Raw genomic sequence first — 22,921 nt, forward strand, 5'->3', positions numbered from 1 at the left:
TTGCCGCAGGAGACCGCTATTGAAGCCGCTGTACGAAGACTTGTGGATCTCCACGCCGGAATTTCCCGCCGAAGAGACGGCTAATGATTTAATGATGCACGGGTTTATGCTGCGCCATCCGCGCGGCAACCTGTTGATTGGCCGCGTTGAGCAGCTGCTGGATCATGAAGTGCTCGCGGACGCGGGCGGCGTGATTCGCCACTATTTTACCCACTGGCACGAAGCCGCGCCGGGCGCGCGGGCCATTCAGCAGCGCTTCAATAGTGCGCTGTATTGCCACAGTCGCTCGCTCGGCCCGGTGAGCCTGGTGATTGAGCCGGACGAAACCTTCACGCATCAGGACGTGCACTTTGGCGACTTTCACCTGCTGCCCACGCCGGGCCACACGCCGGGCAGCTGCAGCTACCTGTATCACTCACCGCTCGGCCAGACCTACCTGTTTGTCGGCGACACCCTGACGCGGGATTACCATCGCTGGATTAGCGTGCTGGTGCCGGACAGTAATCCTGCGGAGCTGCAGCAGTCGCTGGAGCTGTACCGCTCGCTGCGTCCGGATGTGGTGCTGATGAGCACCACGCGCGGGCATCTCTCCTGGGCGAAGGTCGATTTACAGAGCTGGCTGGCCGCGATTGATGAAGCGGAACAGTCGCCGCTGGACCTGCGCCAGCAGCCACTGCTGTGATTACAGCGTCTTGCTTAGATAGTGACGCTGATGTTCGCGCGGATAGTGATCAAGGCTAAAACGTAGCGTATAGCCAAGCTTTTCATAAAACGGCCGCGCCTGAAAGCTGGCGGTATCCACCTGCGCGTAACGGCAGCCGCGTGCGCGGGCTTCCTGTTCGGCAGCCTGAATCAGCTGGCTGCCGGCGCCCTGCCCGCGTAATCCATCGCTGACCCACAGCATATCAATGCGTAACCAGTTGCCATAGGTTGAGCCCGTCAGCCCCGCCAGCTTTTTCCCGGCGCCGTCTTTAATGAACACACCAATGGCTTTCATCTCATTGATGTCAATAAAGCGGCTGTTGAAGGCGTTCAGGCCGAGGCGCATTTCATCCAGATCCTGATGCGTGACGCTATCCGTAACGCTTAATTGCATGGTCGGCTCCTTGTGGCGGCATTATGAAGAGGGGTGCTGGCGGTCGTCGTAGCGCTCCAGCGACAGAATATCAGCATCGCGTTTTTCCGTGCGGTTGCAGGGCAACAGCTTATCGCTGTCGGCGTAGACGAAAAAGGTTTCGCCGCTGTTTTTATTCACGATCAGCTGATCGCCATTGCGGAAACGGGTGATGGCGACCTTATCGCCGTCCTGCAGACGCGTGCGCTGCTGCCCGGCGGCAATCTGGAAATGCCGGGTTGGCCACATCAGCGTGCTGAGCCCGTAGGCGGCACGCGATACCGTCATGGTGGGGCGGCCCGGGCAGGTAATCTGGAATTCGCTTTCGCTCCACGCGGGGGCAATCTGGCAAGCCATCAGGAGCGCGGCAAGGGTTATCGCCTTCATGGGGTTCTCCACTGAGGTTAGATCATGATTTTACAGGAATTTAATTGGCCAGAGGGTAACATACAACCGCCGCCGGTGCGGTAATCTGCGACCGCGGGTCAGCCACTGCGGGCAGGAAGAACGCCTCCACATCGCTGATTTTGTGAGGTTTTATGCGATCGGGATATCTTTGTAACGAGTTAAGTAAAATGCGCTAAGATCGCGTCAGGAGGATGTTATGCGAGATGAACAGGCATTATTCGCGCGGCTGGCGCAATCGCCGTTTCGCCGCCGCTTCCATTTAGGCGCGAAAGAGCGACAGTACTGTATTGAGAAAGGCCCGGCGGTGATCGACCAACACGCGGCCGATTTTATCCAGCAAAGACTGGCCGCAGCCGAACTAAAGAATGATGGCAAACAGACGCCAATGCGCGGCCATCCGGTGTTTATCGCCCAGCACGCCACGGCAACCTGCTGCCGCGGCTGTCTGGCAAAATGGCACGGCATTGCTGCGCATCAGCCGTTAACGGCAGAGCAGCAGCAATATATGGTGCGGGTGATTCACCGCTGGCTGGTGGGTGAAATAAATGGTTAAGACCGGGATGGGATGGAACTACTCTGCCGCGACCTGCGCGGCCACCAGCATCAGCGCCAGTCCGGCATCGTCTGGATCGAAACGCTGCATAACTTCATGGATCGCCGTCACGCAGTTCATCACCTGCTGTTTTTTGTCGGCGTCTAACTTATCAATCGCGTGCTGAAGAATCATTAAACTGGCTTCTTCTTCTCTCATGGATTTACCCTTGTTTTGCTTACCTGGTGCGCAACGCTGGCAAGAATAACGTTTATCTGCTAGCAAAGTCACCCCTTTACATGCTTACCGCTTAACGATTAAACAAATGGCAAATGGGCAGTGGCATCAGACATGCTATGATCGGATCAGTGGCGCGCATCGTCAGGCCAGCATAAATCAGGGAATGCACCAGGAACAGGACCATGTTAAGACTCAGTTTTCTACTCACACTTATCCTGCTGGCTGGCTGCAGCTCCACGCCGAAAGGCGTCGATTGCCCCGGCGAGGTCGCAACGCTCTATGGTCAGTCGCTGGGCCACACCGAAGGGCGCATTTTCGATTTGGTGAATTCGTTTTCGGTGGCGCGCGATGGCGTAACGCTGAGCAGCGGCGCACTGCACTCCACCGACCGTTTCCGCTATGTCCCTTCTGCCGTGACGCCGGAAGGCTTTTATGCACAGCGGCTGAGCGACAAGCAGTTCCGCCTGATCAATCCGGCGCGTAACACCATGATTACCTGGACGTGTCCATAAGCCGTGCGTGGCGCGCGCAGATGGTTTATTGTCAGCGTTTGTCATGCTGCGGACCTGCATTATGGAAAAGAGTCTGGACAATAACGGTTATATCGATTTCCCCTTTCCGGCCACCCGAGACGCGGATGGCTCGGTCAACCCGTGCGGTTTTGACCTGACGCTGGAAACCGATCGCATTGATGAGATCGCCGCTGGTAAACATTCTGAGAATTTGCGTCGTCTGCTGGAAGAGGTCAATCTGCAGGATGGCCTGTTTATGACGCTGGCCTGTGACTGGCAGCAGCGCGCAGATGGCGTGTGCGGCTTTCTCGATGTGGCGTTCCGCCCCACGCTGGACTGTAGCAGCGAAGAGACACAGAGCCTCGATCAGTTCTTTGAGATGTATCTGCGCCGCCAGGAGCAGCAGCACAGCATGCCGCGTGACGCGCTGGTCAACTATGCGCGCGCGGTGCTGGACTGGAGCTGGTCGCCGCTGCAGCAGCGCCATCGTCGCTATGAGAAGGTCACCATTCGCTATTACTGCCAGCAGGCGGACGATGCCGAATGGTGTTTTGATCATCTGCGCCACTTCCTGGTGAGCTGGTACCCGGCGTATCGCGACCAGCAGTGAGGGCGTCCGCGTGACGCCCTGCGCCTACGGTCGTACCAGACGAATCGCGTGCTCCAGCATACGCTGTTCATCGCGTTCGTCGTGGGCGCGATCGTGGCGCGTACGCTGCAGCAAACGGGCAATCTCCTCCCGTCTGGTTTCATGACCGCACTCGGAAAGGACAATCACCGCATCGCCAATCACCCGGCAAACTTCATCGTAATCGTCTTCATTCAGGATATCGCGTTTCATTTCTCCTCCGTTCAGTGAGCGCTGCGTGAGGTTGGTGCAGCTTAACGTGGTCCTTACCAGGTATGGACAGCAATGCCGATTCCTGCAAACCACTGTTACATCCTGAAAAGCCACCAGGTTGCTGGTCTGCACTTCTCTGTCTACTCTGAAAGAGACATTCACCACTCTCAGGGAGTCAATATGACCGATAAAGCGGAAGCAAAATTGAATGAAGCGGCGGGTGCCGTACAGGAAAAATTTGGCGAGTTCACCGGTTCACGCCGCCATCAGGCACGCGGTGCCGCGCGACGCTATCCGGCGCAGGCCAGTTATGCAGTGCAGGATGCAGCAGACTGCGTGGTGAGATCGGTACGCGACAACCCGGCGACCGGGCTGGCCGTTGCCGCCAGCATCGGCGTGATTGTTGGCTTCCTGCTGGGCCGTAAATAATCCCCGGCGATCGGGGCCCGTGCGGCCCCGATACTCAATGCCGCTGCGGCACGCCGTCCCGTCGTTCCTGAATATGTTCATCCGGCGTCTCGGCGACATCTGCCGTACTGCTGTGCCCGGCCAGGTGGCGCCCATGCTGCCCCGCTATCACCACAGGCCCTACCGGTAATTGTGCACTGGCCGCCAGTGATAGCAGCAATAAAAACCATCCCGTCAGTAACGTTCTTCCCATCCTGCCCGCCTTATACGCTGATTAGTGAGCGCTCAGCTTGCCGGATGTCATGCAAATTAGCGTCAGCGCGACGCAAAGCTATGTCGGCAGTTGTGAATAATCAGGCCTGTGCGCGCCGCGCTTTGTAACGCGCCACCATGGTCATTAATGCCTGATAAATCAAACCAGCATACAGGCTCATGACAATCATCATGCCCGGCGTTTTGCCCTGTGCCTGCCAGGATACAAACCACATGAAAATGCCCCATAGCAGGGAAAAAATCAGCCAGCCTTTTACAAACTTGATCACACCTTGCATAGCACCTCCGGATTGATGAAGGCTGAAGATAGCGGTTCAGCCAGCAAATGGCACGCGCGCCGGTGCCGGGATGTTAACTGTTTCAAAGTTTTACGCAAACCACTATCGCAGCGGGAAAAAGCCGTGGAAAACAGCACGCAGAACGCAGCATCAACGGGTGCCTGTCACGGCCGTCCCGGTTAGTTTGGCCATGACCCGCCGATGTGATGGCAGAGACCGCCTTGCATAAGTGTGTATTGTGTGTATAATTTCACCTACAGGAAGTCCGATGAAGAGCGCGACGCTGATTAAACTGCTGCAAAAGAATGGCTGGAAGCTGGAGCGCATACGCGGCAGTCATCATCAGTTCTCACATCCGGATTTAGCTCATCTGATCACCGTGCCGCATCCGCAGAAGGATATGAAGACAGGCACGCTGATGCAGATTCTGAAAGACGCCAGGCTGGATTGATCCATGCTGGTTTTATTCCGCTTGCTCAGAGGTGACATGATGCTGTTTCCCGCTTTGGTAGAGATTGACGCTGACGGCTCGGCCAGTGGTTATTTCCCGGATGTCACCGGCTGTTATTTTGCCGGTGATACGCCCGAGCAAACGCTGCAGGATGCGCAATCTGCGCTGCATGCCCACTTTGAACTGATGGCGGAGAAAGGCTTATTGATTCCCGAGCCGGCGCAGCACTGGCAGCAGGAATTTAGCCAGCCTGGCGTGTGGATCTACGTTGATATTGATGTCACCCGCTATCTGGGCAAATCCGAGCGCATCAATATCACTATGCCGCATCTGCTGATTGAGAAGATCGATAAGATGGTCAGTAATAATGCGCGCTACAGCAGCCGCAGCCATTTTCTTGCCGAGGCGGCGCGCAAAGCGCTGGTCTCGTAGCAACACTATTGCGCACGCGTCGCTTATCGTCCGTGGCCGCTTTATGTTTGAATTCCCGCCTCAACCGGCCGGCATGTGGTTAAAATGAATTACTTACGCGACATACAAACGTTTATTGAAGGCAATACGGTGCTCTCCGCCACCTTCAGCCTGCTGCTGTTACTGGTTGCCGGCATGGTCACCCATCTGATCTGCAATTCTTCGTGGTAAAAGTGGTGCGCCGCGTGTTCTTTAGCACGCATAAAAACCAGGTGCCGCTGGATAAAGACGTCCGGCTCTCAGAAAAGCTGTCGAATTTTATTCCGGTGATCACCGTCTATTACCTGCTGCAGTTTATGCCGGACCTGCCCGAGCATCTGCTGATCGCGGTGAAAACCATCTGCGGCATTCTGTTTTTTGTTTATCTGTCGCTGTTCTTTAACGAAGTGCTGGAGATCGTTAATAACTCCTATTCGCGTAAGTCGAAGCGTAAGAACCACTCGATAAAAGGCTATATCCAGATCGGTAAGATCCTGGTGCACATCATTTCCGCCATCATGATTCTGGCTATCATGTCGAACAAATCGCCGGTGATTATCATCTCCAGTCTGGGTGCGGTCGCGGCGGTATTGATGTTAGTGTTTCAGCACACCCTGTTGTCGCTGGTGGCCAATATTCAGGTGTCATCGAACGATGTGCTGCAGCTTGGCGACTGGATTGAAATGCCGGATAACGGCATCAGCGGTGAAGTGATTGATATCGCTCTGCATACCATTACCATCCGCAACTGGGACAATACGCTGTCGCGGATCCCGACCAAAAATTTCCTGACCGAAACCTACACCAACTGGCAGGCGATGTTCTCCTCCGGCGCACGGCGTATCATGCGCAGCTTTCATCTCGACCAGACCTCGATTCGCTTTCTCGATCAGCAAATGGTGCAGCAGATGAGCCAGATTCGCGGCGTCAGTGAGCAGCTTTCAATCCTGATGGATGGCCGCGATAGCAGCGTGGTCGGTGACCGCTGGTTTGCCGAAAACGGCATTACCAACCTCACGGTGTTCCGTCACTATCTCACCGCCTGGCTGGCACAGCGCGACGATATTAAAAAAGATATGTATATCGTGGTGCGCGCGATGAAACCCTCACCGGAGGGATTGCCGGTAGAGGTTTATTGCTTTACCTCCTCGGTGCTGTGGGTTGATTACGAGAATTCCCAGTCGGCGATATTTGAATTCATCTACGCCATTGTCGGTCAGTTTTCGCTGCGGATTTACCAGCATCCTGCCGGCAATGATTTCTGGCGTTTGTCGCAGGCGCGCGATAGCCAGATCGCTCAGTTACAGCCTCCGGCGGAATAAAGCCACGCATCGCACGGTCGTCATGCATGGCAAACCGGTGATGACATGACGTCCTTCCCGCTGCCAGCATAAAAAAAGGGAGCCCTGCGGCTCCCTTTCATGTTGCATTTGCTCAGGGCAAATTACATATTCGCGATGATCGCGTCACCAAACTCTGAACATTTCAGCAGTTTAGCGCCGTCCATCAGACGCTCAAAGTCGTAGGTCACGGTTTTGGCAGCGATTGCGCCTTCCATGCCTTTAACGATCAGGTCAGCCGCCTCGAACCACTCCAGGTGACGCAGCATCATTTCTGCAGACAGGATCACGGAACCTGGGTTCACTTTATCCTGGCCCGCATACTTCGGTGCCGTACCGTGGGTAGCTTCGAACAGTGCGCACTCGTCACCGATGTTGGCGCCCGGTGCGATACCAATGCCGCCTACCTGTGCCGCCAGGGCATCAGAAATGTAGTCACCGTTCAGGTTCATACAGGCGATAACGTCATACTCGGCTGGACGCAGCAGGATCTGCTGCAGGAAGGCGTCGGCGATCACATCTTTAACGATGATCTCTTTACCGGTGTTCGGGTTTTTGAACTTCATCCACGGACCGCCATCGATCAGCTCGCCGCCGAACTCTTCTTTCACCAGCTGGTAGCCCCAGTCTTTGAAAGAGCCTTCGGTGAACTTCATGATGTTGCCTTTGTGCACCAGCGTCAGGGAATCACGGTCATTGGTGATGGTGTATTCAACCGCGGCACGCACCAGACGTTTCGTGCCCTCTTCTGAACACGGCTTCACGCCAATACCACACTGCTGCGGGAAGCGAATTTTCTTCACGCCCATTTCTTCACGCAGGAATTTGATCACTTTGTCCGCTTCCGGCGTACCGGCTTTCCACTCGATACCGGCATAGATATCTTCGGAGTTTTCGCGGAAGATCACCATGTCGGTATCTTCAGGACGTTTAACCGGGCTTGGCGTGCCTTTGTAGTAACGTACCGGACGCAGACACACGTACAGATCCAGTTCCTGGCGCAGTGCCACGTTCAGGGAACGAATACCGCCACCTACCGGGGTAGTCAGTGGGCCTTTAATGGCTACGCGGTACTCTTTGATTAAATCGAGGGTTTCCTGCGGCAGCCAGACATCCTGGCCATAGAGTTCGACGGATTTTTCGCCGGTGTAAATTTCCATCCAGGAAATTTTTCGCTCGCCGTTGTAGGCTTTCTTCACAGCGGCATCAACCACTTTCAGCATCACCGGGGAAACGTCAACCCCAATACCGTCACCTTCAATGTAGGGGATGATCGGGTTATTCGGGACATTCAGTTTGCCCTGATCCAGGGTGATTTTTTGACCTTCCGCCGGAACAACTACTTTGCTTTCCATTAACCTCTCCTTCGAGCGATTTTTTGTTAATGATTTGTAAGATGCGCGTCAATACTACTTGAATATTTCCGCCACGCCAATCACCGCAGTTTCGCGCTATAATGCGCCGATTGTTACCAACTGCAAAGCCCATGCGAAAAACTTCTCAACGAATTCACCAGCATAAGCGCCCTGCTGCCCCGGCGCGCCAGCCCGCGCGGCGTGACACGCGGCCAAAAGGTCCGCGTCGCGTCATACTCTTTAACAAACCTTTCGATGTTCTGCCGCAGTTCAGCGATGAGGCTGGCCGCCGCACGCTGAAAGATTTTGTGCCGGTGAGCGAGGTGTATGCCGCAGGCCGTCTCGACCGCGACAGCGAAGGGTTGATGATTCTGACCAACGATGGCGCATTGCAGGCGCAGCTGACGCAGCCGGGCAAGCGCACCGGCAAAATCTATTACGTTCAGGTGGAAGGCGTGCCGCAGGAATCAGATTTATCCCGCCTGCGCAGTGGCATCACCCTCAACGATGGTCCAGCGTTGCCGGCGGGCGCAGAAGTGGTGCCTGAACCCGCGTGGCTGTGGCCGCGCACCCCGCCGATTCGCGAGCGCAAAGCTATCCCCACCTGCTGGCTGAAAATCACGCTGTATGAAGGGCGCAATCGCCAGGTCCGAAGGATGACGGCGCACATTGGCTTTCCAACGTTACGCCTGATCCGTTTTGCCATGGGTGATTACCAGCTGCAGGATTTGGCACCGGGCGAATGGCGCGACATCAGCGACCGGACGTAGTTTATACATTTCGATAACGTCAGGTTAACTATTTGGGAGGAACGATGTTTAAACCTCATGTAACCGTCGCCTGTATGGTGCACGCGCAGGGCAAATTACTGGTTGTGGAAGAGCGCGTTGACGGCCGCGTTACCTGGAATCAGCCGGCCGGCCATCTTGAGGCCGATGAAACGCTGCTGGAAGCCGCGCAACGTGAGCTGTACGAAGAGACCGGCATCAGCGCGCAGCCCGACTATTTTCTCGGCGTGCAGCAGTGGATCGCCCCGGACCATACACCTTTTGTGCGTTTTCTGTTTGGCCTCGATCTGCCTGCCACCGTGACCACCACGCCACACGACAGCGATATTGACTGCTGCTGGTGGCTGTCGCCCGCGCAGATTCTCAGCGCAGAGACGCTGCGTTCGCCGCTGGTGGCCGAAAGCGTGCGGCTGTGGCAGCAGGGGGCCCGCTATCCGCTGCAGCTGATAGCCCCGTATCAGTGGCTGTTTCATGAGGGTGCGCACAACGCTTCCGCGTGATAGAATGCGCCGCCTGTTTTTATCGTAATCAAGAGTGCGTCATGTCTGACAACAGCCAGAAAAAAGTGATCGTCGGGATGTCCGGCGGCGTCGATTCTTCCGTTTCCGCCTGGTTACTGCAGCAGCAGGGCTATCAGGTTGAAGGCCTGTTCATGAAGAACTGGGAGGAAGACGATGGCGAGGAGTATTGCACCGCCGCTGACGATCTGGCCGACGCACAGGCCGTGTGTGACAAGCTCGGCATCAAACTGCACAAAATTAATTTTGCCGCTGAGTACTGGGACAATGTATTCGAGCACTTTCTGGAAGAGTACAAGGCCGGACGCACGCCGAACCCGGATATTCTGTGTAACAAAGAGATTAAGTTCAAAGCGTTTCTCGAATTCGCTGCAGACGATCTCGGCGCAGACTACATTGCCACCGGCCACTATGTCCGCCGTGCCGATGTCAACGGCACCAGCCAGCTGCTGCGCGGTCTCGACGGCAACAAAGATCAGAGCTATTTCCTCTACACGCTCAGCCACCAGCAGATTGCACAGAGCCTGTTCCCGGTCGGCGAACTGGAGAAGCCTGAGGTGCGCCGCATCGCCGAACAGCTCGATCTGATTACGGCGAAGAAAAAAGACTCCACCGGTATTTGCTTTATCGGCGAGCGTAAATTCCGCGACTTCCTCGGTCGTTACCTGCCGGCTCAGCCGGGCGTCATCGAAACCGTTGACGGTGAAGTGGTCGGTGAACACCAGGGGCTGATGTATCACACCCTGGGTCAGCGTAAAGGGCTGGGCATCGGCGGACGCAAAGAGAGCAATGACGATCCGTGGTATGTGGTCGACAAAGATGTCGCGCGCAATACGCTGATTGTCGCACAGGGCGGCGATCATCCACGCCTGATGTCGGTGGGCCTGATAGCACAGCAGTTGCACTGGGTCGATCGCCAGCCAGTGACCGCTGCGCTACGCTGCACGGTGAAAACCCGCTATCGTCAGAGCGACATTCCCTGCGAGATCATTCCGCACGGCGACGATCGCATTGAAGTGCGTTTCGATGAGCCGGTCGCGGCCGTCACCCCGGGCCAGTCCGCGGTATTTTACCTCGGTGACGTGTGCCTTGGTGGCGGTATTATTGAACAGCGTCTGCCGCTGACAGAGGCCTGAGTCGGCACTGCCGACGCGTCTACAGGAGTGAAGCGTGGCTAAAAACTATTATGAGATAACGCTGGCGCTGGCCGGCGTTTGCCAGGCAGCCCATCTGGTGCAGCAGCTGGCACACCAGGGGCACTGCAACAACGCGGCGCTGCAGGTGTCGCTGCGCAGCCTGCTGGATTTGAACCCAGGTTCAACGCTGGCGGTGTTTGGCAATGATGAAGCCAACCTGCGCCCCGGGCTGGAAGCGCTGATGGCGGTGCTGAACAGCGGCAGCCGGCAGGGTGCCAGCGCCGATTTGACGCGTTATACCCTGAGCCTGATGGTGCTGGAGCGTAAACTGCACGGTAACAAAACCGCGCTAAACACCCTGGCGCAGCGCATCGGCCAGCTTGATCGTCAGCTGGCGCATTACGAACTGGAATCAGACACTATCACCAGCGCCATGGCCGGCATTTACGTTGATGTGATTAGCCCGCTCGGCCCGCGCATTCAGGTGACCGGCTCACCGCAGGTGCTGCAGAATTCGCAGGTGCAGAGCAAAGTTCGCGCTGCGCTGCTGGCCGGTATCCGCGCGGCGGTGCTGTGGCAGCAGGTCGGCGGCGGTCGTCTGCAGCTGATGTTTGCGCGCCAGCGTCTGCTGCGCGAAGCGAAAACCCTTTTATCCCGGCTGGGTCCGGCGTATTAAGCGCCGCCCTGCCCTATATTGTTAACGATTCAGGAGTTGCACTGATGGAATTATCCTCTCTGACCGCCGTCTCACCTGTCGATGGTCGTTACGGCGATAAAGTCAGCCCGCTGCGTGCGATTTTCAGCGAGTTCGGTTTGCTGAAATTCCGCGTTGAGGTTGAAGTTCGCTGGTTACAGAAACTGGCCGCGACCGCAGAGATCAAGGAAGTTCCTGCATTTGATGCCGACGCAAACGCTTTCCTTGATGCAATTGTCGCCGGTTTCAGCGAAGAAGATGCGGCGCGCATCAAAACCATTGAGCGCACCACCAACCATGACGTGAAAGCCGTCGAGTACTTTCTGAAAGAGAAAGTAGCGAACGTGCCGGCGCTGCACGCGGTGTCTGAGTTTATCCATTTCGCCTGCACCTCCGAAGATATCAATAACCTGTCACACGCGCTGATGCTGGAAACCGCACGCCGCGACGTGATCGTGCCGTTCTGGAACCAGATCATCACCGCCGTGAAGGGCCTGGCGCAGGAGTACCGCGACATTCCGCTGCTGTCGCGCACCCACGGTCAGCCGGCAACGCCCTCCACCATGGGCAAAGAGATGGCCAACGTGGCCTACCGCATGGAACGCCAGCTGCGTCAGCTGAGCAAGGTGGAAGTGCTGGGCAAAATCAACGGCGCGGTGGGCAACTACAATGCGCACATCGCCGCGTATCCGGAAGTGGACTGGCATCAGCTGAGCGAGCAGTTTGTGACCTCGCTGGGCATCAGCTGGAACCCGTACACCACGCAGATCGAGCCGCATGATTACATCGCCGAGCTGTTTGACTGCATCGCGCGCTTCAATACCATCCTGATTGATTTTGACCGCGACATCTGGGGTTACATCGCCCTGAACCATTTCAAACAGAAAACCATTGCTGGCGAAATTGGCTCTTCAACCATGCCGCACAAGGTTAACCCTATCGACTTCGAAAACTCCGAAGGGAATCTGGGGCTGGCCAACGCGGTGATGCAGCACCTGGCCAGCAAACTGCCGGTATCACGCTGGCAGCGCGATCTGACCGATTCTACCGTGCTGCGTAACCTCGGCGTCGGCGTCGGCTATGCCTTGATCGCCTATCAGGCCACGCTGAAAGGTATCTCCAAGCTGGAAGTGAACCGCGATCGCCTGCTGGACGAGCTGGATCACAACTGGGAAGTCCTGGCTGAGCCGATCCAGACCGTGATGCGCCGCTACGGCATTGAAAAGCCGTACGAGAAGCTGAAAGAGCTGACGCGCGGCAAGCGCGTGGACGCGGCCGGTATGCAGGCGTTTATCGACAGCCTGGAGCTGCCGGAAGCAGAGAAAGTGCGCCTGAAGCAGATGACGCCAGCCAACTACCTCGGCCGCGCGATTCAGATGGTTGACGACCTGAAGTAATTCCTTGCTCTGAAAACTCAGGCTATGGCAAGTTGGTGTTACCTCAGTCACGCACGTCACGTGGTGGCTGAGGTTCCCCTGCCAGTGCATCACAGCGGAGTGTTAATCTGCGGTTTAGCTGGCGTAGCGTATACTTTTCGCCATCATCACTGAGTTGAAGGTAAGGAAATTCTATGCGTGTTCTGGTTGTGGAAGATAATGCCCTGCTGCGCCATCACCTCGCAGTCCAGTTACGTGACATGGGTCATCAGGTGGATGCCGCCGAAGACGCCAAAGAAGCCGACTATTTCCTGCAGGAACACATTCCCGATATCGCGCTGGTCGATCTCGGCCTGCCCGACGAAGACGGCATGTCGCTGATTCGCCGCTGGCGTGGCGATGCCATTCGTCAGCCGATTCTGGTGCTGACCGCGCGCGAAGGCTGGCAGGCGAAAGTTGAAGCGCTGGAAGCGGGTGCCGATGACTACGTGACCAAGCCGTTCCACATTGAAGAGGTCGCCGCCCGCTTACAGGCGCTGATGCGTCGCAACAGCGGACACGCCTCGCAAATTATCTCCATGCCGCCGTTCCAGGTTGACCTGTCGCGCCGCGAGCTTACGGTGAACGACGCGCCGGTCAAGCTGACCGCGTTTGAGTACACCATTGTTGAAACACTGATCCGCAATGCCGGTAAAGTGGTCAGCAAAGACTCGCTGATGCTGCAGCTGTATCCCGATGCGGAACTGCGCGAAAGCCACACCATTGATGTACTGATGGGCCGGCTGCGCAAAAAAATTCTCGCGCTGCACCCGACCGAAGTGATCAACACCGTGCGTGGCCAGGGATACCGCTTTGATCTCTGATTTATGAAGCTGCTCCGCCGTCAGCGCCCTTTCTCCTTACGCGCGCGTTTCCTGCTGGCGACGGCGGCGATCGTGCTGTTTTTGTCGCTGTCGTATGGCATGGTGGCGGTCATTGGCTATGTCGTCAGCTTTGATAAAAATACCTATCGCGTGATGCGCGGCGAGAGCAATTTGTTTTTCACCCTCGCGCAGTGGAAAGACAACAAGCTCACCATCGCCCAGCCGGAACGCATGACGCTCAATTTCCCGACGCTGGTGTTCATCTATGACGAGCGCGGTAAGCTGCTGTGGCAACAGCGCGACGTGCCGGAAATCCGCAAAAACATTCGCCGCGACTGGCTGATGAAGCCAGACTTTTACGAGATCGATACCAGCAATCGCACCAGTATGGCGGCGATGGGTAACAATCCGCAGGCACAGCAGCGGCTGCACGCGCTGGACAGTGACAGCAACGACACCTTCACCCACTCGGTGGCAGTGAACCGCTACGACGCGACCACCAATTTGCCGGCGCTGACCATTGTGGTGGTGGACTCGATCCCGCAGGAGCTGCAGCACTCAGACGTGGTGTGGTCGTGGTTTAGCTATGTGCTGGCAGCCAATCTGCTGCTGGTGATTCCGCTGCTGTGGCTGGCGGCACACTGGAGCCTGCGCCCGATTGGCCACCTGACTTCGCAGGTGCGCGAGCTGGAAACCGGTCACCGGGAAAATCTCGATGACAACCCGCCGCAGGAGCTGCGCAGCCTGGTGCGCAATCTCAATCTGTTGCTCACCAACGAACGGCAGCGCTACACGCGCTATCGCACCACGCTGTCGGATTTGACGCACAGCCTGAAAACGCCGCTGGCGGTGCTGCAAAGCACGCTGCGCTCGCTGCGCGGTGGCAAAGAGCTGACCATCGAACAGGCTGAGCCGGTCATGCTCGAGCAGATCAGCCGCATCTCGCAGCAGATTGGCTACTACCTGCATCGCGCCAGTATGCAGGCGGATCACAACCCGCTGCAGCGCGATCTGCACTCGGTCTCGGCCCTGCTGGATAGCCTGTGTTCCGCGCTCAATAAGGTGTATCAGCGCAAGGGCGTTGAGATCACGCTGGATATTTCGCCGGAGCTGACCTTTATCGGCGATCAAAATGACTTTATGGAAGTGTTGGGCAACGTGCTGGATAACGCCTGCAAATACTGCCTCGAATTTATTGAGGTCAGCGCGCGCCAGACGGAAAACGCGCTGCATCTGTTCATTGACGACGACGGCCCCGGCATTCCCGAAAGCAAGCGCGATCTGATCTTTGTGCGCGGCCAGCGTGCCGATACGCTGCGTCCCGGTCAGGGACTGGGACTGGCGGTAGTGCGTGATATTCTCGAGCAGTATGCCGGTCAGGTAATCGCCACGACCAGCCCGCTCGGCGGCGCACGCATGGAGGTGATTTTTCAGCGGCAGGAAGTTGAACATCACCGCGAGTAGAACCGGGCGCGGGCTGTTATACTTGGCAGCAATTATGGCCCTAACCGGAATCCTCGCATGGACTATCAGCTCGACATCAACTGGCCCGACTTTATTCAGCGCTACTGGCAAAAACGCCCGGTGGTGCTGAAACGGGGTTTCAAAAACTTCATTGATCCGATTTCTCCGGATGAGCTGGCCGGTCTGGCAATGGAAAACGAGGTGGACAGCCGCCTCGTCAGCCACAACAACGGCAAGTGGCAGGTCAGCCATGGTCCGTTTGAAAGCTACGATCACCTGGGTGAAAGCAACTGGTCGCTGCTGGTACAGGCAGTGAACCACTGGCATGAACCTTCTGCTGCGCTGATGCGCCCGTTCCGCTTTCTGCCCGACTGGCGTATTGACGACCTGATGATCTCGTTCGCCACACCGGGCGGCGGCGTTGGCCCGCACTTTGATCAATACGACGTGTTTATTATTCAGGGCACTGGCCGCCGTCGCTGGCGCGTGGGCGAAAAAGTGCCGATGAAACAGCACTGCCCGCATCCGGATCTGCTGCAGGTTGAACCGTTCGACGCCATCATCGATGAAGAGCTGGAACCAGGCGACATTCTCTATATTCCACCGGGTTTCCCGCATGAAGGCTATTCGCTGGAGAACGCGCTCAACTATTCAGTCGGCTTCCGCGCGCCCAACGGACGCGAGTTGATCAGCGGCTTTGCGGATTACATGCTGGCGCATGAGCTGGGCAGCTACCGCTTCAGCGATCCGGATGTGCCGGCGCGCGATTGTCCATCGCAGATTCTGCCGTCAGAAGTAGAAGGGATCCGCAAGGTGATGCTGGATGTGATTAATCAGCCGGAGCAGTTTAACCAGTGGTTTGGCGAATTTATTTCCCAGTCACGTCACGAGCTGGATGTGGCTCCGCCGGAACCGCCGTATCAGCCAGATGAGATTTATGACGCGCTGCAGCAGGGTGATGCACTGACGCGCCTCGGCGGCCTGCGCGTGCTGACGCTGGGCGACGCGGTGTACGTCAACGGTGAGCGCGTTGAGTGCGCGCATCCGTCGGTACTGGCTGCGCTGGCACACAAACACGTATTGACGCTGGAAGATTTCGGCGATGCGCTGGACGATCCTTCGCTGCTGGCTCAACTGGCGGCACTGGTGAACAGCGGGTACTGGTTTTTTGCTGATTGAGTCTGGCAGGTTCTCTGCGCCCGTTTCCCTCACCCCGGCCCTCTCCCGCCCGCGGGAGAGGGAGAAAACCGCGCGACGATTGCAGTAAAGCGCCGGCAACAAGATGCGTAAGAAAATAGGGGCACAAACAGGAGTTAAGGCAATAAACAAAACCTGATTCCCGCTCGGTCGGTCCCCTCTCCCGCGGGCGGGAGAGGGTTAGGGTGAGGGCAAGCCCTTCTCAGCCCCTACTTCTTCTCCGCCGCGAGCGCGGCCAGGCGCACAATCACCTCAACCGACTTCGCCATCACATTCAGCGACGCAAACTCATGCTTGCCGTGATAGTTGTAGCCGCCGGTAAACAGATTCGGACATGGCAGTCCTTTCCATGACAGCGCCGATCCGTCGGTGCCGCCGCGGATTGGCTTCACGTTCGGCTCAATACCGCAGTCGCGCATCGCCTGCAGCGCCAGCTCAATGATATGCGGATGCGGTTCCACCTTCTCCCGCATATTGCGATAGCTGTCGCTGATCTCCACCTTGATGGAGCACTCAGCCTGCAGACCTTTACTGACGCGGCGACCAATCTCCTGCAGTAGCTGCTTACGCTGTTCGTAGCTGTCGGCATCAAAATCGCGAATCAGGTACATCAGCTCGGCATGCTCTACCGATCCCTTAATAGTGTGCAGGTGGAAAAAGCCTTCGTAGCCGTCGGTAAACTGCGGCTTCTCTTTGGCAGGCAGTTCGGCGTGGAAACGCATCGCCAGGTCCAGCGCGTTCACCATCACGTTTTTCGCACTGCCGGGATGCACGTTGTTGCCGGTGATTTTGACCAGCGCCGTCGCGGCATTAAAGTTCTCGAACTCAAACTCGCCAAGATCGCTGCCGTCAACCGTATAAGCCCAGTCAGCCGCAAACCCCTCAACGTCGAAGTGCGACGTGCCGCGACCGATCTCTTCATCCGGAGTAAAGGCCACGCGAATGGCGCCGTGCGGCACATCTCCTTTGGCCAGCTCGGCCATTGCCGTCATGATCTCAGCGATACCGGCTTTATCATCAGCGCCCAGCAGCGTTTTACCGTCGGTGGTGATCAGCGTATGCCCGGTCAGCTTGTGCAGCACCGGGAACATCACCGGTGAGAGCACTTCATCCCCGTTGCCCAGCGCGATGTCGCCGCCACGATAGTTTTCAATGATCTGCGGATTGACATTTTTCGCGGTGAAATCCGGCGAGGTATCCATGTGGGAAATAAAACCGATCACCGGCGTCGGCCAATCGACGTTTGCCGGCAGGGTACCCATCACACAGCAATGATCGCTTAAGGTGACGTCCACAAAACCCAGCGCAATAAGCTCTTCCTGTAACTGACGCGCCAGCGTCCACTGCCCTTCGCTGCTCGGCACCTGCCGCGCCTGAGGTTTTGCCTGGGTTTCTACTGACACATAACTGAGAAAACGCTCAAGTAATTGATCCATCTGTCATCCCTCTAAAGAACCTGCATTATTATCATGGGGCCTGATTATCGCCATGTTGCGTCAAATCATTATCCTTCAGGTTAGCCCTCTCAGCCCAATCGTGCGCTGAAATTCGCCCTGCCAGCCACCCGTCCGGCTGGCCCGATGAGCATACTCCAGCAATTTGCAGACTTTTCAAGGTTATTCCGTGTCTGAACATGGCAATGGCGCATTTTTCAGGTATTATCGCGCCCTTCATCACGGCAAGCTGTCGCCGGCGGCTATGCTGTAACCTGATTCTCATCAGACTGAGTGACTAAAATGACGCAAACACGCGCGCAGCAGGCGCTGGTTACGCTTTCTGGCATCAGTAAAGCTTTCGATGGCAAAACCATCATCCCGGATTTTGACCTGACCATCGGTCATGGCGAATTTATCACCCTGCTTGGCCCCTCCGGCTGCGGTAAGACCACGATTCTGCGCCTGATCGCCGGGCTGGAAAACGCCGACAGCGGACGTATCCATCTGGATGAGAGCGACATCACTGAAACGCCCGCCGAGCATCGCCATATCAATACCGTGTTTCAGAGCTACGCGCTGTTTCCGCACATGTCGGTGTTTGAAAACGTCGCGTTTGGCCTGCGCATGCAGAAAACCCCGACGCCAGAGCTGACGCAGCGCGTCAACGAGGCGCTGGCGATGGTGCAGCTGGAAAGCTTTGCCGCGCGCCGGCCGCACCAGCTCTCTGGCGGCCAGCAGCAGCGCGTGGCGATTGCGCGGGCAGTAGTCAACCGGCCCAAAGTGCTGCTGCTTGATGAGTCGCTCTCCGCGCTGGATTACAAACTGCGCCGCCAGATGCAAAACGAGCTGAAAGCGCTGCAGCGCAAGCTGGGCATCACGTTTGTGTTTGTCACGCACGATCAGGAAGAAGCGCTGACCATGTCCGATCGCATCGTGGTGATGCGCGACGGGCGCATCGAGCAGGACGGCACGCCGCGCGAGATCTACGAAGAGCCCGCGAACCTGTTTGTGGCGCGCTTCATTGGCGAAATCAATGTGTTTGATGCGGAAGTGATCGGCAGCGCGCACGCGCCGCAGGTACGGGCTCGCCTCGAAGGCCGCGAGTGTGATATTCACTGCCCGTTCCCGGTCAAACCCGGCGATCGGCTGCATGTGCTGCTGCGACCGGAAGATTTGCGCGTCGAGGAGATCGATCACGACAGCCGCAGCGAAAACCTGATCGGCTATGTGCGCGAACGCAACTATAAAGGCATGACGCTGGAATCCACCGTCGAACTGGAGAACGGCAAGCTGCTCACCGTCAGCGAGTTCTTTAATGAGGACGATCCGGATTTTGACCACTCGCTGAACCAGAAAATGGCGGTCAGCTGGGTGCCAAACTGGGAGGTGGTGCTGCCGTATGAAACGGATGCGTAATCGTCTGCAGAAAGCCATTGTGGCGCTGATCGTCGGCTGGCTGACGCTGTTCGTGTTGCTGCCGAATCTGATGATCTTCGCCACCAGCTTTCTGACGCGCGACGACGCGCACTTTGTCAGCATGGTGTTCACCCTGAACAACTACGGCCGGCTCCTCGATCCGCTGTATGCCGACGTGCTGCTGCACTCGCTCAACATGGCCTGCATCGCCACGCTGTGCTGCCTGCTGCTCGGCTACCCTTTTGCCTGGTGCCTGACCAGACTGCCGGCGCGTCTGCGTCCGCTGATGCTGTTTCTGCTGATTGTGCCGTTCTGGACCAACTCGCTGATTCGCATATATGGTCTGAAAATTTTTCTCAGCACGCGCGGCTGGCTCAATGAATTTCTGCTGTGGCTCGGCGTCATCGACAAGCCGTTTCGCATCATGTTCACCCCGGAAGCGGTGATCCTTGGGCTGATCTATATTCTGCTGCCATTTATGGTACTGCCGCTCTACTCCAGCCTTGAGAAGCTGGACAAATCCTGCCTTGAAGCGGCGCGCGATCTTGGCGCCAGCAGGCTACAGACCTTCATCCATATCATTTTGCCGCTGACCCTGCCCGGTATCGTTGCCGGCGCGCTACTGGTATTTATCCCGGCGATGGGGTTGTTCTACGTAGCGGATTTAATGGGCGGAGCAAAGAACCTGTTGATCGGTAACGTAATCAAAAGCCAGTTCCTCAATATTCGTGACTGGCCGTTTGGTGCCGCCACCAGCATTGTCATGACGCTGCTGATGGGGCTGATGCTGCTGGTTTACTGGCGCGCAGCGCGTCTACTGAATCACAAGGCGGCGTTGCAATGATGGCGCGCGGATTACGCTACGGCTTCATAGCCGTGATTTATGCCTGGTTCTACATTCCGATCATCATCCTGATCGTCAACTCCTTCAATGCCTCGCGCTTCGGCATCAACTGGCAGGGCTTCAGCACCCAGTGGTATCGCCTGCTGGTCAATAACGACAGCCTGATTCAGGCGGCGCAGCATTCGCTGATCATGGGCGTGCTGTCGGCCAGCTGCGCGACGCTGATCGGCTCGCTCACCGCCGTGGCGCTGTACCGCTACCGTTTTCGCGGCAAGCCGTTTGTCAGCGGTATGCTATTTGTGGTGATGATGTCGCCGGATATCGTGATGGCGATTTCGCTACTGGTGCTGTTTATGCTGCTGGGGATTTCGCTCGGCTTCTGGTCGCTGCTGTTTTCCCACATCACTTTCTGCCTGCCGTTTGTGGTGATTACCGTCTATTCGCGCCTGAAAGGCTTTGACGTGCGCATGCTGGAGGCGGCAAAAGATCTCGGCGCCAGCGAAGTGACTATTCTGCGCAAGATTTTGCTGCCGCTGGCGCTGCCGGCAGTGGCCGCGGGCTGGCTGCTGAGTTTCACCCTGTCGATGGATGATGTGGTGGTGTCGTCATTTGTCACCGGTCCCGGCTTCGAAATTTTGCCGCTGAAAATTTATTCCATGGTGAAAGTGGGCGTGTCGCCGGAGGTGAACGCGCTGGCTACCATTTTGATGCTGCTGTCGCTGCTGCTGGTGGCAGCCAGTCAGCTGTTGCTGCGTGATAAAACCAAATAGAGGATAACCGATGAAAAAGTGGTCTCACTGGCTGGCGGCTGGGGCGCTGGCACTGGGTATGCAAAGCGCTCAGGCGGATGACAACAACACGCTTTACTTCTATAACTGGACCGAATACGTGCCGCCCGGGCTGCTGGAGCAGTTCACCAAAGAGACCGGCATCAAAGTGATTTATTCCACCTATGAATCCAATGAAAGCATGTACGCCAAGCTGAAAACCTGGAAAGCAGGCGCTTACGATCTGGTGGTGCCGTCGACCTACTTCATCGCCAAAATGCGCAACGAGGGCATGCTGCAGAAGATCGACAAGTCACAGCTGAGCAACTTCCGCAACCTCGATCCCGACCTGCTGAACAAGCCGTTTGATCCGAACAACGACTATTCCATTCCCTATATCTGGGGCGCAACCGCCATTGGCGTAAACACCGACGAGGTGGATGCGAAAACCCTGACCCAATGGGCCGATCTGTGGAAACCACAGTATAAGCAGAGCCTGCTGCTGACCGATGACGCGCGTGAAGTGTTCCAGATGGCGCTGCGCAAGCTCGGCTACTCCGGTAATACGCAGGATCCAAAACAGATTGAAGCCGCCTATGAAGAGCTGAAAAAGCTGATGCCGAACGTGCTGGCGTTCAACTCGGATAATCCCGGTAATCCGTTTATGGAAGGCGAAGTCAACGTCGGCATGATCTGGAATGGCTCCGCCTGGGTGGCGCGCCAGGCTGGCACGCCGCTGCAGATTATCTGGCCGAAAGAGGGCGGAATTTTCTGGATGGATAACCTGGCGATCCCGGCGAATGCGAAAAATAAAGCGGGCGCGCTGAAGCTGATTAACTTCCTGCTGCGCCCGGATGTGGCGGCTAAAGTGGCGGAAACCATCGGTTATCCGACGCCCAACCTGGCGGCAAGAAAGCTGCTGCCGCCCGAGGTGGCCAGCGATCCGTCACTCTATCCGCCGGCTGACGTGATCAAAAACGGCGAGTGGCAGAACGATGTCGGTGCCGCCAGCGTGCAGTACGAAACGCTGTTCCAGAAGCTGAAAGCGGGGCGGTGAGGTTCTGGGGTGGGGATTCGGTGCGGCCTGGCCCTCACCCTGCCCTCTCCCAGAGGGAGAGGGTTCATACGTGCTGGATTCGGCATTGGGTGAGGGTTCATTCGTGCTGGATTCGGCTTGTGGGAACGACCCTACTGGATTTAGCCTGAGTTTCAATCCAGCACGTTTTTCCCCTTCTCCCGCCGGGAGAAGGCCGGGATGAGGGGAAACGCGCAGAACGCTGACTATTTATACAAGCCGCGCAAAAAAGTATGCACGAATTCGGGCACCACTTCGCTGGCTAAGCCGTAATGCGCTTCAGCGAATTCGTTACCGACCTGACTGGGCGCCAGATTCAACTCCACAGTATGCGCACCCTGCAGTTTCGCCTCATGCACAAAGCCTGCCGCCGGATAGACGTGGCCTGAAGTGCCGATGGCAATAAACAGATCGGCCTGTTCCAGCGCCTGATAAATCTCCTCCATGCCGAGCGGCATTTCACCAAACCACACCACGTGCGGACGCAGCCGCGACGGGAACTGGCAGCAGGTACAGCGATCGTCCGGACCGACGTCCTCTGTCCACGCCAGCACCTGACCGCTGTGCTCACAGCGCACCTTCAGCAATTCACCGTGCATATGCAGCACACGCTGGCTGCCGGCGCGCTCGTGCAGGTTATCGATATTCTGTGTCACCAGCAGGAAATTATCGCCCAGCACCTGCTCCAGTTCGGCCAGCGCTTTGTGCGCCGCGTTAGGCTGGATTTCTGGCTGCTGCAGCTGACGCCGGCGCGCATTGTAGAAGCCCTGCACCAGCTCCGGATCGCGGCGAAAGCCTTCGGGCGTCGCCACATCTTCCACGCGATGCTCTTCCCACAGGCCATCTTCCGCGCGGAACGTGCGAATGCCGGATTCTGCCGAAATTCCGGCACCGGTCAGCACCACCACGTGCGGCTGCGGATGGGCGGCAAGTTCGACCTGACGATCGCGCTCAAAGATGCGCTGGCGAAAGCGCTGATGCACTTTGCGGCGGTTCTTTTTGTAGCGGGCGAGTCGAAGGCGGCGGCGCGGTTGGCGCATAAAGGCTCCTTAATCTGCGGCGCTGAACGCCGCGCTGCGGGTGTTTTCCGGGTTACTCAGACCCGATAATAGCGGCTGGGTATGACGGCTGCATGCCGCAGACGC

At 57.1% G+C, this 22,921-nt stretch carries 27 protein-coding genes and 1 pseudogene; 20 read left to right on the forward strand and 8 right to left on the reverse strand.

All coding sequences use genetic code 11. The features are described from left to right. Nucleotides 1–19: 19 nt before the first annotated feature. Nucleotides 20–682 (forward strand): MBL fold metallo-hydrolase, encoded by a 663-nt coding sequence (locus tag ABVR31_RS11285; protein WP_021506360.1) that lies wholly within the window; start codon nucleotides 20–22, stop codon nucleotides 680–682. Here ABVR31_RS11285 and ABVR31_RS11290 read toward each other — a convergent pair whose 3' ends face one another. Both ABVR31_RS11290 and ABVR31_RS11295 read right to left on the reverse strand, forming a co-directional pair. After that, a complete protein-coding gene (locus tag ABVR31_RS11290; protein WP_058757613.1) occupies nucleotides 683–1,096 on the reverse strand; it encodes a GNAT family N-acetyltransferase in 414 nt (137 codons plus the stop codon). Nucleotides 1,097–1,117: 21 nt separating this feature from the next. After that, on the reverse strand, nucleotides 1,118–1,501 hold the full coding sequence (locus ABVR31_RS11295) for a hypothetical protein (protein ID WP_058757612.1): 384 nt from the start codon (nucleotides 1,499–1,501) through the stop codon (nucleotides 1,118–1,120). Between the two features lie 217 nt (nucleotides 1,502–1,718). On the opposite strand from ABVR31_RS11295, the gene ABVR31_RS11300 reads away from it, so the two are divergent. Continuing rightward, nucleotides 1,719–2,075, forward strand: coding sequence for a DUF4186 domain-containing protein (locus tag ABVR31_RS11300; RefSeq protein ID WP_372772787.1), 357 nt, complete (start codon nucleotides 1,719–1,721; stop codon nucleotides 2,073–2,075). Between the two features lie 18 nt (nucleotides 2,076–2,093). Here ABVR31_RS11300 and ABVR31_RS11305 read toward each other — a convergent pair whose 3' ends face one another. Continuing rightward, nucleotides 2,094–2,273 (reverse strand): hypothetical protein, encoded by a 180-nt coding sequence (locus ABVR31_RS11305; RefSeq protein WP_031279245.1) that lies wholly within the window; start codon nucleotides 2,271–2,273, stop codon nucleotides 2,094–2,096. Nucleotides 2,274–2,476: 203 nt separating this feature from the next. On the opposite strand from ABVR31_RS11305, the gene ABVR31_RS11310 reads away from it, so the two are divergent. Beyond that, nucleotides 2,477–2,806, forward strand: a complete 330-nt coding sequence (locus ABVR31_RS11310; protein WP_021506365.1) for a hypothetical protein — start codon at nucleotides 2,477–2,479, stop codon at nucleotides 2,804–2,806. A gap of 61 nt (nucleotides 2,807–2,867) precedes the next feature. Further along, the gene (locus tag ABVR31_RS11315) at nucleotides 2,868–3,416 is read left to right on the forward strand and encodes a hypothetical protein (protein ID WP_058757703.1); all 549 of its coding nucleotides are present in this window, start codon (nucleotides 2,868–2,870) and stop codon (nucleotides 3,414–3,416) included. A gap of 24 nt (nucleotides 3,417–3,440) precedes the next feature. Here ABVR31_RS11315 and ABVR31_RS11320 read toward each other — a convergent pair whose 3' ends face one another. Next, complete coding sequence (locus tag ABVR31_RS11320; RefSeq protein WP_021506367.1) at nucleotides 3,441–3,647, reverse strand: DUF2767 family protein; 207 nt, start codon at nucleotides 3,645–3,647, stop codon at nucleotides 3,441–3,443. A gap of 180 nt (nucleotides 3,648–3,827) precedes the next feature. Here ABVR31_RS11320 and ABVR31_RS11325 point away from each other — a divergent pair, with 180 nt between their 5' ends. Beyond that, nucleotides 3,828–4,076, forward strand: coding sequence for a DUF883 family protein (locus ABVR31_RS11325; RefSeq protein ID WP_021506368.1), 249 nt, complete (start codon nucleotides 3,828–3,830; stop codon nucleotides 4,074–4,076). Nucleotides 4,077–4,408: 332 nt separating this feature from the next. On the opposite strand, the gene ABVR31_RS11330 is transcribed toward ABVR31_RS11325, so the two are convergent. Beyond that, nucleotides 4,409–4,606 carry a DUF6404 family protein gene (locus ABVR31_RS11330; RefSeq protein WP_021506369.1) on the reverse strand — a complete coding sequence of 66 codons (198 nt, stop codon included), beginning with the start codon at nucleotides 4,604–4,606 and terminating at the stop codon, nucleotides 4,409–4,411. Nucleotides 4,607–4,874: 268 nt separating this feature from the next. On the opposite strand from ABVR31_RS11330, the gene ABVR31_RS11335 reads away from it, so the two are divergent. The 3 genes and pseudogenes from ABVR31_RS11335 (at nucleotide 4,875) to ABVR31_RS11345 (ending at nucleotide 6,829) form a co-directional block, all read left to right on the forward strand. Beyond that, nucleotides 4,875–5,057: a type II toxin-antitoxin system HicA family toxin gene (locus tag ABVR31_RS11335; protein ID WP_059010332.1), complete on the forward strand. Its 183-nt coding sequence runs from the start codon at nucleotides 4,875–4,877 to the stop codon at nucleotides 5,055–5,057. Nucleotides 5,058–5,096: 39 nt separating this feature from the next. Then, on the forward strand, nucleotides 5,097–5,489 hold the full coding sequence (locus tag ABVR31_RS11340) for a type II toxin-antitoxin system HicB family antitoxin (RefSeq protein ID WP_022548759.1): 393 nt from the start codon (nucleotides 5,097–5,099) through the stop codon (nucleotides 5,487–5,489). Nucleotides 5,490–5,573: 84 nt separating this feature from the next. Next, nucleotides 5,574–6,829: pseudogene (locus tag ABVR31_RS11345) on the forward strand (mechanosensitive ion channel family protein). A gap of 122 nt (nucleotides 6,830–6,951) precedes the next feature. Here ABVR31_RS11345 and icd read toward each other — a convergent pair. Continuing rightward, complete coding sequence (icd, locus tag ABVR31_RS11350) at nucleotides 6,952–8,202, reverse strand: NADP-dependent isocitrate dehydrogenase (RefSeq protein WP_010617214.1); 1,251 nt, start codon at nucleotides 8,200–8,202, stop codon at nucleotides 6,952–6,954. A 101-nt stretch (nucleotides 8,203–8,303) separates the two neighbouring features. Here icd and rluE point away from each other — a divergent pair, with 101 nt between their 5' ends. The 8 genes from rluE (at nucleotide 8,304) to ABVR31_RS11390 (ending at nucleotide 16,220) form a co-directional block, all read left to right on the forward strand. Continuing rightward, nucleotides 8,304–8,972 (forward strand): 23S rRNA pseudouridine(2457) synthase RluE, encoded by a 669-nt coding sequence (rluE, locus tag ABVR31_RS11355; RefSeq protein ID WP_150058306.1) that lies wholly within the window; start codon nucleotides 8,304–8,306, stop codon nucleotides 8,970–8,972. 44 nt (nucleotides 8,973–9,016) lie between these two features. Continuing rightward, a complete protein-coding gene (locus tag ABVR31_RS11360) occupies nucleotides 9,017–9,490 on the forward strand; it encodes an NUDIX domain-containing protein (RefSeq protein WP_372772792.1) in 474 nt (157 codons plus the stop codon). 41 nt (nucleotides 9,491–9,531) lie between these two features. Further along, on the forward strand, nucleotides 9,532–10,644 hold the full coding sequence (mnmA, locus tag ABVR31_RS11365; protein ID WP_021506375.1) for a tRNA 2-thiouridine(34) synthase MnmA: 1,113 nt from the start codon (nucleotides 9,532–9,534) through the stop codon (nucleotides 10,642–10,644). A gap of 34 nt (nucleotides 10,645–10,678) precedes the next feature. Beyond that, complete coding sequence (hflD, locus tag ABVR31_RS11370) at nucleotides 10,679–11,320, forward strand: high frequency lysogenization protein HflD (protein WP_021506376.1); 642 nt, start codon at nucleotides 10,679–10,681, stop codon at nucleotides 11,318–11,320. A gap of 44 nt (nucleotides 11,321–11,364) precedes the next feature. Continuing rightward, a complete protein-coding gene (purB, locus tag ABVR31_RS11375) occupies nucleotides 11,365–12,735 on the forward strand; it encodes an adenylosuccinate lyase (protein ID WP_088517708.1) in 1,371 nt (456 codons plus the stop codon). Nucleotides 12,736–12,908: 173 nt separating this feature from the next. Continuing rightward, nucleotides 12,909–13,577 (forward strand): two-component system response regulator PhoP, encoded by a 669-nt coding sequence (phoP, locus tag ABVR31_RS11380; protein WP_010617222.1) that lies wholly within the window; start codon nucleotides 12,909–12,911, stop codon nucleotides 13,575–13,577. Between the two features lie 3 nt (nucleotides 13,578–13,580). Further along, nucleotides 13,581–15,041: a two-component system sensor histidine kinase PhoQ gene (gene phoQ / locus ABVR31_RS11385; protein WP_021506378.1), complete on the forward strand. Its 1,461-nt coding sequence runs from the start codon at nucleotides 13,581–13,583 to the stop codon at nucleotides 15,039–15,041. 57 nt (nucleotides 15,042–15,098) lie between these two features. Then, nucleotides 15,099–16,220, forward strand: coding sequence for a cupin domain-containing protein (locus ABVR31_RS11390; RefSeq protein ID WP_058757604.1), 1,122 nt, complete (start codon nucleotides 15,099–15,101; stop codon nucleotides 16,218–16,220). A 227-nt stretch (nucleotides 16,221–16,447) separates the two neighbouring features. Here the strand turns inward: ABVR31_RS11390 and pepT are convergent, their stop codons facing one another. Then, the gene (gene pepT, locus ABVR31_RS11395; RefSeq protein WP_372772796.1) at nucleotides 16,448–17,674 is read right to left on the reverse strand and encodes a peptidase T; all 1,227 of its coding nucleotides are present in this window, start codon (nucleotides 17,672–17,674) and stop codon (nucleotides 16,448–16,450) included. A gap of 300 nt (nucleotides 17,675–17,974) precedes the next feature. Here pepT and potA point away from each other — a divergent pair, with 300 nt between their 5' ends. The 4 genes from potA to potD are packed head-to-tail and all read left to right on the forward strand — an operon-like array spanning nucleotide 17,975 to nucleotide 21,758. Then, entirely contained in the window at nucleotides 17,975–19,090 is a 1,116-nt protein-coding gene (gene potA / locus ABVR31_RS11400; RefSeq protein ID WP_372772798.1) for a spermidine/putrescine ABC transporter ATP-binding protein PotA, read from the forward strand. Next, entirely contained in the window at nucleotides 19,083–19,934 is an 852-nt protein-coding gene (potB, locus tag ABVR31_RS11405; protein WP_150058565.1) for a spermidine/putrescine ABC transporter permease PotB, read from the forward strand. Before potA ends, potB begins: the two co-directional genes overlap by 8 nt. Continuing rightward, nucleotides 19,931–20,704, forward strand: a complete 774-nt coding sequence (gene potC, locus ABVR31_RS11410; RefSeq protein ID WP_152391106.1) for a spermidine/putrescine ABC transporter permease PotC — start codon at nucleotides 19,931–19,933, stop codon at nucleotides 20,702–20,704. Before potB ends, potC begins: the two co-directional genes overlap by 4 nt. A gap of 10 nt (nucleotides 20,705–20,714) precedes the next feature. Beyond that, nucleotides 20,715–21,758, forward strand: coding sequence for a spermidine/putrescine ABC transporter substrate-binding protein PotD (gene potD / locus ABVR31_RS11415; protein WP_136547106.1), 1,044 nt, complete (start codon nucleotides 20,715–20,717; stop codon nucleotides 21,756–21,758). Between the two features lie 224 nt (nucleotides 21,759–21,982). On the opposite strand, the gene cobB is transcribed toward potD, so the two are convergent. After that, nucleotides 21,983–22,816, reverse strand: coding sequence for a Sir2 family NAD+-dependent deacetylase (cobB, locus tag ABVR31_RS11420; protein ID WP_372772801.1), 834 nt, complete (start codon nucleotides 22,814–22,816; stop codon nucleotides 21,983–21,985). Nucleotides 22,817–22,921: the final 105 nt, after the last annotated feature.

Origin of the sequence: Pantoea sp. WEP (assembly GCF_041678305.1) — a bacterium.
In the GTDB taxonomy this organism is placed as follows: Bacteria; Pseudomonadota; Gammaproteobacteria; order Enterobacterales; family Enterobacteriaceae; genus Pantoea; species Pantoea dispersa.